At 41.6% G+C, this 12,959-nt stretch carries 11 protein-coding genes; all 11 read left to right on the plus strand.

The window, feature by feature from the left end; translation table 11 throughout:
• Positions 1 to 58: 58 nt before the first annotated feature.
• The 11 genes from ACEW8F_RS13490 to lysS all read left to right on the plus strand — a co-directional run bounded on the left by ACEW8F_RS13490 (position 59) and on the right by lysS (position 12,464).
• Positions 59 to 679 (plus strand): methylenetetrahydrofolate reductase C-terminal domain-containing protein, encoded by a 621-nt coding sequence (locus tag ACEW8F_RS13490; RefSeq protein ID WP_373483988.1) that lies wholly within the window; start codon positions 59 to 61, stop codon positions 677 to 679.
• 21 nt (positions 680 to 700) lie between these two features.
• The gene (locus ACEW8F_RS13495; RefSeq protein ID WP_373483989.1) at positions 701 to 1,603 is read left to right on the plus strand and encodes a methylenetetrahydrofolate reductase; all 903 of its coding nucleotides are present in this window, start codon (positions 701 to 703) and stop codon (positions 1,601 to 1,603) included.
• A gap of 265 nt (positions 1,604 to 1,868) precedes the next feature.
• Positions 1,869 to 2,744: an amidohydrolase family protein gene (locus tag ACEW8F_RS13500; protein ID WP_373483990.1), complete on the plus strand. Its 876-nt coding sequence runs from the start codon at positions 1,869 to 1,871 to the stop codon at positions 2,742 to 2,744.
• 147 nt (positions 2,745 to 2,891) lie between these two features.
• The gene (locus ACEW8F_RS13505; protein WP_373483991.1) at positions 2,892 to 3,557 is read left to right on the plus strand and encodes a B12-binding domain-containing protein; all 666 of its coding nucleotides are present in this window, start codon (positions 2,892 to 2,894) and stop codon (positions 3,555 to 3,557) included.
• Positions 3,541 to 4,704, plus strand: coding sequence for an ABC transporter permease (locus tag ACEW8F_RS13510; protein ID WP_373483992.1), 1,164 nt, complete (start codon positions 3,541 to 3,543; stop codon positions 4,702 to 4,704). The genes ACEW8F_RS13505 and ACEW8F_RS13510 overlap by 17 nt, the downstream gene beginning before the upstream one ends.
• Positions 4,697 to 5,386, plus strand: coding sequence for an ABC transporter ATP-binding protein (locus ACEW8F_RS13515; RefSeq protein ID WP_373483993.1), 690 nt, complete (start codon positions 4,697 to 4,699; stop codon positions 5,384 to 5,386). The genes ACEW8F_RS13510 and ACEW8F_RS13515 overlap by 8 nt, the downstream gene beginning before the upstream one ends.
• A 167-nt stretch (positions 5,387 to 5,553) precedes the next feature.
• The gene (locus ACEW8F_RS13520; protein ID WP_373483994.1) at positions 5,554 to 6,186 is read left to right on the plus strand and encodes a M15 family metallopeptidase; all 633 of its coding nucleotides are present in this window, start codon (positions 5,554 to 5,556) and stop codon (positions 6,184 to 6,186) included.
• 163 nt (positions 6,187 to 6,349) lie between these two features.
• Complete coding sequence (locus ACEW8F_RS13525; RefSeq protein ID WP_373483995.1) at positions 6,350 to 9,091, plus strand: UPF0182 family protein; 2,742 nt, start codon at positions 6,350 to 6,352, stop codon at positions 9,089 to 9,091.
• A 35-nt stretch (positions 9,092 to 9,126) separates the two neighbouring features.
• Positions 9,127 to 10,398 carry a serine--tRNA ligase gene (serS, locus tag ACEW8F_RS13530; RefSeq protein WP_373483996.1) on the plus strand — a complete coding sequence of 424 codons (1,272 nt, stop codon included), beginning with the start codon at positions 9,127 to 9,129 and terminating at the stop codon, positions 10,396 to 10,398.
• Between the two features lie 111 nt (positions 10,399 to 10,509).
• Positions 10,510 to 10,986: a transcription elongation factor GreA gene (gene greA / locus ACEW8F_RS13535; protein WP_373483998.1), complete on the plus strand. Its 477-nt coding sequence runs from the start codon at positions 10,510 to 10,512 to the stop codon at positions 10,984 to 10,986.
• Positions 10,987 to 10,997: 11 nt separating this feature from the next.
• The gene (gene lysS / locus ACEW8F_RS13540; protein WP_373483997.1) at positions 10,998 to 12,464 is read left to right on the plus strand and encodes a lysine--tRNA ligase; all 1,467 of its coding nucleotides are present in this window, start codon (positions 10,998 to 11,000) and stop codon (positions 12,462 to 12,464) included.
• Positions 12,465 to 12,959 lie beyond the last annotated feature (495 nt).

A 12,959-nucleotide genomic window follows, 5' to 3' on the forward strand; every position in this document is an offset into this window, starting at 1 on the left:
ATTCCAATTGTTGAACGAATTAAAATCGGAAAAACTGCCATAAGGGAGGGTAAATAATATGCTGATTACCCAACTAAAATCAAAAGAAACAATCGAAGCACTGGCTCAAGGAAAAACTGTGATCATAAACTGTCACGGCTGTAAAGAAGTCTATTTCGCTGAACACGAAGCAGATGAACTGCAAAAAGACCTTAACGGTGTGACTCAGATCATTACAACGGATTATATCTGTAATCCCGATAATCTGAAACTGCAATTGCAGAAACATACCGATGTCATTGATGCCGCTGATACCATCCTGGTATTTTCCTGTGGCGTTGGGGTTCAGACTGTTGCTGCTCAATTTGAAAGCAAAAAAGTCTATTCCTGTTGCGATACCTATCCATTACCGGGATTCCAGGGTGTTACACCACTAAATGTCGATTGTGGACAGTGTGGCGAATGCTATCTCAATGGTACCGGCGGAATCTGTCCAATTACCGCATGTTCAAAAAGTCTGCTCAACGGCCAATGTGGCGGTGCCAAAGAAGGCATGTGTGAAGTAGATAAGGAAATGGAATGCGGATGGGAACGAATTTACCGAAAATTGGAAAAACTGAATAAACTGGATAACATGAAATATGATGCACCAAAAGTGCGGAACTATCACAATCCAAACGCAGAAGAACCAATAATTTAAGAAGATTAGGAGTAATTATAAATGAGAATAACTGAGTTGTTTCAACGTGGCGAGTTTGTATTAACTGCAGAAGTGGGACCTCCAAAAGGGGTTGAACTTGACCACCTGATTAAAGATGCCCATGAGTATTTGAAAACCCGGGTTCATGCCTTGAATGTAACGGATAACCAATCCTCGGTTATGCGTACGGGTTCATTGGCAACATGTAAGGTATTAAAAGATGAGGGACTACTTCCAATCTTTCAAATTACCTGCCGTGACCGAAATCGTATTGCCTTACAGTCTGATGTTTTAAGTGCAGCATTATTAGGCATTGAAAATTTATTGCTGTTAACGGGGGATTACACCACATTGGGAGATCATCCACAAGCAAAACCGGTTTTCGATCTGGATTCCGTGTCATTGATTCACGCCGTAAAACGAATGGAAGAAGGTTTCGACATTGCTGGCAATGCTATTGATGGCGCTCCTCCTAAGTTTGCTAAGGGCGCTGTTGTGTCACCATGTAGTGACTCTGTTGATGTCCAATTGGCAAAAATGGAAGCAAAAGTGAAAGCTGGATGTGAATATTTCCAAACCCAGGGCGTTTATGAACCAGAAAAATTCATCAAATTCATGGAACAAGCAAAACAATTTGGTGTTCCAGTTCAATTGGGTCTGATTATCCCCAAAAATGTGGGAATGTGCCGATATATGAATGCCAATGTAGCTGGTGTCCATGTACCAGATGAAATGATTAAAGAATTACAGGCAGATAAAGAAAAAACAAAAGCCGGCGATACTGGCGTGGAAATCTGTGCACGTCTGATCAAAGAATGTAAAGATTACGCTCAAGGCGTTCACATCATGTCATTAGGCTGGGAAAACAGAATTCCCGAAATTCTTGATATGGCTGGAATTGCTCCAATAACTCCAGTAGTTTAATAATCAGTAACAAAACTGAATGCCGGCCGAGCCGGAAATTTTAAAATGCTCCTCTTAAGGTGGACAGTTTAGATCATTAAGCTGTTCATTTTAAGGAGGACAGTTTATGAGATTAAACTGTTCATCTTATATGGAGGAGTTTTTATTTTGAAAAAAATATCAAGATTCTTGACATCGCAGGTTTATAGGTTGGTGATTACGTGAAAATAACAATTATTGGAACAAGCCCGAATGGATCTGAAGCAGTGGATGAGATGTATAACGATTGCGTAAACAAAAAAACATGCTGATCGATTGTCATATTCATTGTGGTTTAGGTCAATTCGGAGGATTGAGACGGTCTGATATCGCTGGTGATCTAGCGATTGAATCGATGAAAGACCTCGTTCAAATCTATCAAAATAAAGGGGTACAGGCAATCCGTGATGGTGGGGATAGTTCAGGAATTGGAATAATTCTCAGAGATATTTCAAAAGATTCCGGTCTTATTGTCAAGACGCCCATTCGCGCTTTTTATAAAAAAGGCCATTACGGTGATTTTTTAGGGGACTCAGTAGAAAATGGAAAAGATGGCATTGAAAAGATGAATCAACTCATTAAGCAAAAGCCAGATTTTATAAAAATTATTTTAACCGGCATCATGAGTTTTACCGCATTGGGTACCTCAGGACCGGTCGGGTTTTCTAAAAGTGAATGTTCGGAAATGATTGATCATGCCCATCAAAAGGGCTTATCAGTCATGGTTCACGCCAACACGCCAGAGGGTATTATGATGGCTTTGACATCAGGCGCAGATACCATTGAACACGGCTATGGAATAAATGATGACTGTCTTTACGCGATGCGTGAGCGTGGTGTTGTTTGGGTGCCGACCTTGGCACCTTTTGCCAATATAGCCAGGTGTGATGATGCGAGTCCAATGAAAAAATATCAAAAAGTATCGGAAGCTTATTTCAGACAACATCAGTTGATGGTAAAAAAAGCAGATGCAATGGGTGTGAACATTGCATTGGGAAGTGACTCAGGAGCGACGTTAGTGCCCCTGGGACAAGGCACGTTAGATGAGCTTGGTTATTTGCTCGACTGTGGATTGACAGCAGAAAAATTGGAAAGCATTGGAAAATGGGTTATCGACCTCTAAAAGTAGATTAGCATAAAAGAATCCCTGCAAATGTTATTTGCAGGGATTCTTTCTTTTGAATTGATGTAAATTAAATCTTGTGAGGTGTTTGTTTTTAAAACCCATGGGTATAAATTACGAATAATCTATAAATTGGATGGTGTGCATATGTTATATGAAAAATTTGTGGAGTGTCTGGAAAAGGATGATAAGCCCAATGCCGTGCGAATTGCGCTGGATGCCCTGGAAACGGGGAAGATTGGCATTGTGGAATTATACACCGATTTGTTAATTCCTGCCCAGAATAAAATGGAACTGGAAGAGAGAAGAGAATCAGTGGCGATCTGGAAAGAACATTTTAGAACATCGGTGGTTCGAACTGTGATTGAATACTGCTATCCCCGGGTAGTGAATGAAGGATTGCGTAACAGTTTAAGAAAGGGAAAGAAAAAAATTTTGGTTTTTTGTCCCGCTGAGGAATACCATGATGTCGGCGCTCGGATGATTTCCGATTTTTTTACCTTATGCGGTCATCAGGTCTATTTTTTAGGCAGTAATACACCGCCGGAAGCCCTTTTGCAGGCAATGGTCCATTTGCGGCCAGAAGTCATTGCCATGGGAGTCAGTAATTATTTTAATCTGGTTGCCGCCAGGAGAACCATTGAGGATGTGCGAAAAATTTTGGGCAAGGATATCAGCATCGTTCTAGGTGGAGCAGCATTTAAAGATAATTTGACGGTAGTAAAAGAAATCGGCGGCGATTATTATGTGAATAGCTATGACACGGTGGCGAGAATTTCAGAAGGGTGGGAAAATAATGAAACTGGCATTTGATATCGCCCTACGGTTTTTAAAATCCAGTAAGGGACAAACTGCGCTGATTGTCTTGGGAATTGCCATTGGGGTATCGGTTCAGATATTTATCGGATCGCTGATCACCGGTCTCCAAAAAAGTCTGGTCGATAAAACAGTGGGAAGCGCACCCCAGATTACCGTTTCCCCAAAAGAAGACGGTGATTTTATTTTAGATCCCCAGGCTGAAATTAAAACAATCAAAGCGGCCAATCCCGAAGAAATAATAAACCTCGTCGCAGTTACCCAGGGACCGGCCATTTTAAAAACATCTGATCAGTCGACTACCATTATTTTGAGAGGTTTTAATTGGGATGCTGCCCAGGGAATCTATAAAATAACAGAGCGGGTGGTCAAAGGAGAGTTGGGGACAAATGAAAATGAAGTCATTATTGGAAAAGATCTTTCTGAAAATTTAAATATAAAAATCGGTGATACGATTGAAATGATCACCCCCGTCGGAAAGACAGGAGAATTTCTGGTGACCGGTTTTTTTGATTTGCAGGTGAAATCTTTAAATGAATCATGGATTCTGGCAAATGAAGCCACTGCTCAGACATTTCTGGAAACTGGTGAAGGCGTATCACAGATCGAAATGCAGCTAAACGATGTCTTCGTCGCAGAGGAAGTGGCAATGGCTGTGGAGAAGCGCTTAAATGATGATAGCTTAGTTGTGACAAACTGGAAAGAAGAAAATGCCGCGTTATTATCCGGGCTGTCAGGTCAAACCGCCTCAAGCCTAATGATCCAGGTTTTTGTGATGATATCAGTGGTATTGGGCATCGCCAGTGTATTGGCCATCAGTGTCGTCCAGAAGTCCAGACAGATCGGAATTTTAAAGGCCATGGGAATGCATAATCCCAAAGCCAGTCTGGTTTTTTTGTTTCAGGGATTTCTGCTTGGGATTCTGGGGGCTTTTGTCGGTATCGGTTTGGGAATCGGACTAAGCTGGTCGTTTGCCACCTTTGTTACGAACCCTGATGGTTCTTCGCTGGTACCTTTTTATATTGATTGGTATTTTATTGGCATTTCAGCGGGAATTGCCATCACAGCTTCAACTCTGGCTGCCTTAATTCCAGCCATTCGCGTGTCCCAGCTGGATCCTATGGAGGTAATTAAAAATGGATAATTTTGTGGTTGAAGTCAAAGGCGTATCAAAGGTCTATGGCAAGACGATTAAAACGGTCGCTCTTCATGAACTGAATCTGGGCTTTAAAACCGGCTCTTTTAACGCCATTATCGGCGAGTCCGGCAGCGGCAAAAGCACCCTTCTTAATATCATCGGAACTCTTGATCGACCAACTAAAGGGGAAGTGATTATCAACGGCGTCTCCACCCAAAATATGTCAAAAGGACGGTTGGCTGATTTGCGAAACGAAACATTGGGCTTTGTATTTCAGTTTCATTACCTGTTGCCGGAGTTTACCGCTCTGGAAAATGTGTTGATGCCATATCGGATCGCTAATGGCAAGGCGGATAAAAAAAGTCAGGCCAGGGCCAAGGAAATACTGAATCTAGTGGGACTTGAAAAGGTGGAAAACAATTTGGCGACCAACATGTCAGGGGGACAACAGCAGCGAACAGCCATTGCCAGGGCGCTGATGAATCAACCTAAAATTATTCTCGCCGACGAACCCACTGGCAATTTAGATTCGCAGACCACCGACAGCATTTATCAACTCTTCCGGAAGATCAACCAAGGACTGGGAACCACTTTTATCATCATTACCCACGATCGGCGGGTTGCTGAAAAAGCAGACCGTATTGTCGAAATTCTAGATGGCCGAATTTCGCTGGACATTGTAAAATAATAAAAGCATTCAGCATTAAATGATCTACTATATAATTCAGCGTTACAATAATAGGGTAGATTATTTAATGCTTTCATAGATTTTGATAATTATTACTGGTAATCATGTCAATCATCGTATAAAATAGGGAAATAGACATTTTAAAGCGTGAAACTAGGGGAAAATCAATGAAAAAAATTATGATTGTACGTCCCAATGATTTTCTGGATATTGCCATGGAAATTCCGGGAATCATTACAGATGTAAAATACTATACGGGAGATAACTTTGTGGGTGAAAGAATTGACGGTTATAACGCCCCCATCATTTTATTGACTGAAAAAGCGACGATTGCACTAGGGAGAGTTCAAAAACAACTTCTGGAAGAAGGTTTTGGATTAAAGGTTTTTGACGGATATCGTCCTAAACGGGCAGTCGATCATTTTGTTCGATGGGGAAAGATGGAAGAAGATCACAAAACCAAAAGCGTTTATTATCCGGAGAAGACCCGACAGGAAGTTTTCGATGGCGGTTTTATCGCCCCGGAATCTTCTCATACCCGCGGCAGTACCGTGGATCTGACGGTGGTAAAAATCGAAACAGGGATCGAAATCGATATGGGCGGGATTTTTGATTATTTTTCTGAGATTTCCTATAGCGACTATGACCATCTTACCTTGGAACAAAGCAAAAACCGGGTTCAGCTTCGCTATCTGATGCGTTCAGAGGGGTTTGAACCACTGCAGCAAGAATGGTGGCACTTTACCCTGACCGAAGAGCCATATCCCGAAACTTATTTTGACTTTCCGATTCAAGGCTGATCGGATTGTTTTATTAAGTTTACCGGCAAATGAAAAAAGTTGAATTTATGAATGATCCTCTTTTAATCGGAAATAATACATTTTATTAATGAATTATCACGAAAATGTGATATAATGATAAAATTAGAGAAAAATACGATACTATCAGGAAAGAAGTGAAAAAATGAGAAAAAGAAACAAAACACTCTTAATTGGATTAGGTGTGTTGTTCGTGATTTTCGCCATTCTATTATCGCTGAATCAATTTTATATTGATTATCTTTGGTTTGTGGAAATGGGCTATACTGAAATTTTCTTTAAGGAACTCGTGACAAAAACACAAATAGGTATTCCAATCTTTATTGGATTGATACTGATTTTGTTTTTTTATTTAAAATTGCTTAATCGCATTTCCGCAAGGTACATCGGGAGTGTCCAGAAGGCAACGAAAAAGCAAAATATCCTTGCAATTGGTGTGAGTGGTGTGGTCGCTTTTTTCCTGACCATTATGATCTCAGACCGGCTTTGGTACCAAATACTGGAATTCGTCAATCAGACTCAATTTAATTTGACAGATCCTATCTTTAATCAGGATCTGGCCCTTTATTTTTTTGGATTGCCATTATACCAGGAAGTCTTTTCCATTTTTATCGGTTTTTTTGCGGTCATTGTCGTATTAACTTTTTTGTATACGGCCTATATCCTCTATCAGGGCAAAAAAATCGAATTCAACCGGGAGCAAGACCTTGAATCCATTAAAGACAATGCCAAGGGGATCTTCAAATCCTATCTTGAGATTGCATCCCGGCAGATCGGCATTTTTTTAGGAGTGCTTTTTTTAATCCTCTCGATTGGTAGCTTTTTAGAAGCTTTTCAGTTGCTGTACTCCAGTTCCGGGATCGTCTATGGAGCTGGTGCCGCAGATATTGATGTCGGATTGAAGGTCATCATTATTAAAGGCGCTCTATGTCTGGTTCTGGCGGTTACGTCGGTATTTGCCGGCTACAAGAAAAAATATCTGTTCATGGGGGCCGGTCCGGTCTTGCTAATTGTAGTGGTAATTTTAGGCGGAGCAGCCCAGGGAATCTATGAATCGCTGATTGTGATCCCTAACCAATTTACCAAAGAAGAACAGTATATTGCCAATAATATTGAATATACGCAACAGGCTTATGATTTAGCCAATGTTGAAACAAGAGAGTTTTCAGGAACTCAGGAAATAACGGCAAAAGAAATTGAAGAAAATCAAATAACCATCGATAATATCCCCATTAACGATCAGATACCAACCCAGGAAATGTATAATTCATTACAGGGGATCAGGAACTACTATCAATTTTATGATGTTGATGTGGATCGCTATTTTGTCAATGGTGTCTATACCCAGGTGTTCTTGGGCGCCCGGGAAATGAACAATACCTTGCTGCCAAATGAAGCGAAGACCTGGGTCAATCAGCACTTGAAGTATACCCATGGCTTTGGAACAGCAGTGTCACCGGTCAACAAAACAAACAATGTCGGACAGCCGGATCTGATCGTCAAAGATATTCCTCCGGTTACCGACGTGAGTGAACTGGTCATTGACGAACCCCGGATTTATTTCGGCGAAAATGACTACGGCTACGTTGTCACCAACTGTACCACCGCCGAGTTTGATTATCCTCAGGGTGATGATAACCAGGAGGTAACCTACACGGGGACAGCGGGGATCCAAATGTCCTTTATCAACAAACTGGCCTTTGCGCTCTATCATGGATCATCGGAACTGCTTTTGGCAAATGAAATTACGGATGACAGCAAAATGCTGATCCATCGCAATATTTCAGAACGCGTCTCAACCATTGCTCCATTTTTAAGCTATGACAGTGATCCCTACATGGTGATCTCAGAAGGCCGTTTGTATTGGATTGTTGATGCCTTCACCACTAGTGATCGCTACCCTTACTCACAGCCCTATGATGAAGCCGGCGATAATTATGTGCGTAACTCGGTGAAGGTGGTTGTTGATGCCTACAATGGCGATGTGACCTTCTATAAGGTTGATGATGAACCGGTTCTGGAAACCTACAGTAAAATATTCCCCGGATTTTTGAAAGATCTTTCAGAAATGCCGGAAGGAATCAAACAACATTTACGCTATTCAAAAACGATGTTTGACATTCAATCGGATATTTATAAAACCTATCATATGTCAAACGCCAGAGTCTTCTATAATAAGGAAGATCAGTGGGAGACAGCAACTCAGTTTTATGAATCTGAAAAAGCTGAGGTACCAGTCGAATCGGCTTATACCATTATGGAACTGCCAGATCGGCAAGCAGAATTCATGCTGACCGTACCCTTTACACCAAAAGATAAGGATAATATGATTGCCTGGTTGGCAGGAGTATCGGATGGTGCCGGTTATGGGCAGTTGATCCTCTACGAGTTCCCCAAACAGCAGTTGATTTATGGACCGATGCAGATTGAACAGCGGATCGATCAGGATACGATCATCTCACCGCAGTTGACCCTTTTAGGTCAGCAGGGCTCCCGGGTTCTGCGGGGAAATCTGATGTCGATACCGATTGAAAATGCGATTATCTATGTCGAACCAATTTATATTCAAGCCGTTGGTGGAGAAAATAATCTGCCGGAATTAAAAAAAGTGGTGGTGTGTTACCAGAATGAAATAGTTATGGCTGACTCCCTGGAGTTGGCACTGGCACAGGTTTTTGACATTCAGGAATTACTAAGTGACAACCCGCCAGCTCAAAGCACCGGCAGTACTTCAACCAATGCAGAATTAGTGGTTAAAGCAAATGCTCTGTTCAAAGAAGCACAAGAAGCGCAAAAAGCTGGTAACTGGGCAGGGTATGGACAAAAAATAAGTGAGTTGGAACAGGTTCTGGCTCAGCTACAGCAACTTTCTGGGGTAACTCAGTAGGATAGGATCATAAGTTTTAAAAGCAGGAGGAAAAAATGCTCGATATAAAGCGCATCAGAGAAAATAAAGAAGAAGTTCAGGCCGGTTTGGACAAACGCGGTCAATATGATTTAAGCGTGATAACCGCATTAGATGAAAAACGCAGGGAAACATTAGGCCAGGTTGAAGAAATGAAGAGCCGACAAAATGTCGTGTCCAAACAAATTCCGGTTTTAAAGAAAGAAAATAAGGATTGCACCGAAATTTTTGCCGAAATGAAGGAACTGTCTAATACGATTAAAGATCTCGATGCAGAAGTCAAAACAATCGATGATGAGATCAAAACTCAGCTATTGAATTTCCCGAATATTCCCAACCCCCAAGTCAAGGTTGGAAAAGACGACACCGATAATCTGGAAATCAGAAAATGGGGCGAACCCCGAAAATTTGATTTCGAAATCAAGGCCCATTGGGATATTGGCGTTGATCTGGACATCCTGGATTTTGAACGGGCAGTTAAAATCACTGGCGCCCGATTTAGCATGTTTAAAGGTGAGGGGGCCCGATTGCAACGGGCGCTGATTAACTTCATGCTCTATACCCATTGCGAAGAACATCATTATACCGAAATCTCCCCACCATTTATGGTGAATCGGGAAAGTATGACCGGTACTGGACAGTTGCCAAAATTTGAAGACGATGCCTTTCATTTACCAAGCAAGGACTTCTTTCTGGTGCCAACCGCAGAGGTGCCGGTAACCAATATCTATCGCGATGAAATATTGGGCGAAGAAGAATTGCCCAAATATTTTACCGCCTATACTCCCTGTTTTAGACAGGAAGCCGGTTCAGCCGGCCGTGATACGCGGGGGTTGATCCGTAATCATCAGTTCGACAAGGTGGAAATGGTTAAATTTGTTCATCCCGATCGATCCTACGAAGAACTGGAATCCTTAACGAATAATGCGGAACGGATATTACAATTATTGGGGATCCCTTACCGGGTGGTTGAATTATGTACTGGAGATCTGGGCTTTAGTTCGGCCAAAACCTACGATATTGAAGTGTGGATGCCAAGTTACAACCGCTATGTCGAGATCAGCTCCTGTTCGAATTTTGAAGACTACCAGGCCAGACGGGCAAATATTCGCTTCAGAGATGGCGAAACCAAGAAAACCCGCTTTCTGCATACCCTCAATGGATCGGGACTGGCAGTAGGCAGAACCTTTGCCGCAATTTTAGAAAATTACCAGCAAGCTGATGGATCAGTTATCGTTCCGGAAAAACTGGTGCACTATATGTGGGGAAAAACCGTTATCGGTAAGTAAGCCAACTAAATAAGGTCAAACGAAAATAAGGCATAAAACAAAAAATAGAAAGAAAAATTGACACTCGTGATTGAGAATAAGAATCGTGTCAGATGGAGGAATATAATGAACATGAACGGAAAAGAATTAGTTATAACCGAGGATGGTTTTAATAACATAAAAAAAGAACTGGAATATTTAAAAACAGTTAAGCGCCACGAGGTCGCCGACCGGATTAAAACAGCCCGGGAGTTCGGAGATTTAAGTGAAAACGCCGAATATGATGAAGCCAAAAATGAACAGGGGTTTGTTGAGGGCCGAATTTCGGAGCTGGAACACAAGCTTAAAATAGCAGTTGTTATTGTGGAAAAAGATATTCATACAGACGATGTGGGCGTTGGCAGCATCGTTAAAATTAAGAATCCATTATTAGATTTTGTCGCGGAATATAAAATTGTCGGATCGGCGGAATCTGATCCGAAAAACAACCGTATTTCAAATGAGTCTCCGATTGGGTCCGCTTTGCTGGGCGCAAAGGTAGGTGATACCGTGAAGGTACAAATTCCTGACGGTGAAGCGGCATATCAAATTTTAGAAATACGTAGATAGGGGAGTAGACATTGACAACAGAAAATCTTAGCGAACTTCTAGAAATAAGAAGAGAAAAATTAAAGAATTTACAAGATGCCGGGAAGAATCCCTTTGAACAAACCAGTTTCAATGTAAGTGCCCATGCCCAAAAAGTTGAAGCGTCTTATGATGACTATGAAGAAAAAGAAGTAACCATGGCAGGCCGGATCATGTCTAAACGGGGCCAGGGAAAAGTATCCTTTTATGATCTCCAGGACTCCACCGGAAGAATTCAGTTATTCTTGAAAAAAGATGCCCTGCCAGATATATATGACGAAATAAAAACCTATGACATCGGCGACATCGTTGGGGTTAAAGGGGAAATATTCAAAACAAAAATGGGTCAGATCTCGGTCAGAGTTTCAGAACTGATACTACTGAGCAAATCCTTGCAGATTCTGCCGGAAAAATATCATGGTCTAAAAGATATGGAGCTTCGTTACCGACAGCGTTATGTGGATCTGATTGTAAATCCGGAAGTAAAGGATGTTTTCCAGAAACGATCACTGATCATGCGGAAAATACGGGAATTTTATGACGCCCGAGATTTTATCGAGGTCGAAACACCGGTGCTTTCCAATTTGGCTGGCGGTGCCAATGCCAGACCATTCGTGACCCATCATAATGCCCTGGATATCACTTTGTACTGCCGAATCGCGCTGGAACTGCCGCTCAAGCGATTGATCGTGGGCGGTTTTGACAAGGTTTATGAAATGAGCCGGGTTTTTAGAAACGAAGGAATGGATGCCACCCACAACCCTGAATTCACCTTACTGGAGTCTTATGAGGCATATGCGAACTATGATGCCCTGATGACAATGATTGAAGAACTCTATAGTTTTCTGGCCAAAGAAGTCAACAAATCCGAAACCGTTATTTATGGCGAAAAGGAAATCAGTCTGGCCGCTCCATTCAAACGGGCACGAATGGTCGATTTAGTCAAAGAACATACTAATGTTGATTTTGACGTCATGACCGATGTTGAAGTGGCCCGAGCCGCAGCCAAAGAACTGCATGTGGATGTGGATGGAAAAAATAGTGTCGGTGAAATTATGGCCGAAGTCTTTGACGAATTCGTTGAAGATAAACTCATCCAGCCAACCTTTGTGACCATGCACCCAGTCGAAATTTCACCACTGGCTAAGAAAGATCCCAAAGATCCGCGATACACGGAGCGATTTGAACTCTATATAAACGGCGCCGAATGTGCTAACGCCTTTTCCGAACTCAATGATCCCATCGATCAGAAAGAACGGTTTATGTCTCAGGTACAAAAGAAAACAGATGGTGATGACGAAGCCCATCCTTACGATGCTGACTTTATCAATGCCCTGGAAGTGGGTCTGCCACCAACCGGTGGTTTAGGAATCGGAATTGATCGATTGGTGATGTTATTTACCAATCAGCATAGTATCAGAGACGTTATTCTTTTCCCGACAATGAAACCCATCGACTAAAACTGATGACTCAATGAACGAGGAGCTCAGAATCATAGGATTTTGAGCTCCTTTATATAATAAGGAAAAGATTGGGATTGGAAAATAAAATAATAAAACATTTTATTTATGTGTTTAAACAATAATCATGTGGGTAAAAAAATAAAACCTGTCGGAAAAATAGTTAATTGACTGCTCTTAAAACCAGCTAATTAGCGGATGGCAGAGTTTTTGGTTAATATCAAAAAAGAAATGAAAAAACTTTCAAAAAGGTGTTGACAGTCGGGCTGAAAGAGCGTATACTAATGAAGTTGTCTCGTAACAGAGGCGGCGCACACACAGCTGAAACATTGAAATGAACTTGCATTCGTCAAGATAAAAGAATTTCAAAAAACAGCTTGACATCATGAAGAAACAACGATATAATAGAAAAGCTTCTTCGGTAGGAAACTGCCGGCAAAACAATGAGAAGCGGCGGTCATAGAAAAGAGAATAGTACCATAAAACCTGTAAAAC

The organism is Acetobacterium sp., from assembly GCF_041752335.1.
In the GTDB taxonomy this organism is placed as follows: domain Bacteria; phylum Bacillota; class Clostridia; order Eubacteriales; family Eubacteriaceae; genus Acetobacterium.

Bases quoted from the DNA above. Each gene is read 5' to 3' on its own strand.
- ACEW8F_RS13490 (WP_373483988.1), top strand. From the start codon at position 59: ATGCTGATTACCCAACTAAAATCAAAAGAAACAATCGAAGCACTGGCT.
- ACEW8F_RS13495 (WP_373483989.1), top strand. From the start codon at position 701: ATGAGAATAACTGAGTTGTTTCAACGTGGCGAGTTTGTATTAACTGCA.
- ACEW8F_RS13505 (WP_373483991.1), top strand. From the start codon at position 2,892: ATGTTATATGAAAAATTTGTGGAGTGTCTGGAAAAGGATGATAAGCCC.
- ACEW8F_RS13510 (WP_373483992.1), top strand. From the start codon at position 3,541: ATGAAACTGGCATTTGATATCGCCCTACGGTTTTTAAAATCCAGTAAG.
- ACEW8F_RS13515 (WP_373483993.1), top strand. From the start codon at position 4,697: ATGGATAATTTTGTGGTTGAAGTCAAAGGCGTATCAAAGGTCTATGGC.
- ACEW8F_RS13520 (WP_373483994.1), top strand. From the start codon at position 5,554: ATGAAAAAAATTATGATTGTACGTCCCAATGATTTTCTGGATATTGCC.
- ACEW8F_RS13525 (WP_373483995.1), top strand. From the start codon at position 6,350: ATGAGAAAAAGAAACAAAACACTCTTAATTGGATTAGGTGTGTTGTTC.
- serS (WP_373483996.1), top strand. From the start codon at position 9,127: ATGCTCGATATAAAGCGCATCAGAGAAAATAAAGAAGAAGTTCAGGCC.
- greA (WP_373483998.1), top strand. From the start codon at position 10,510: ATGAACGGAAAAGAATTAGTTATAACCGAGGATGGTTTTAATAACATA.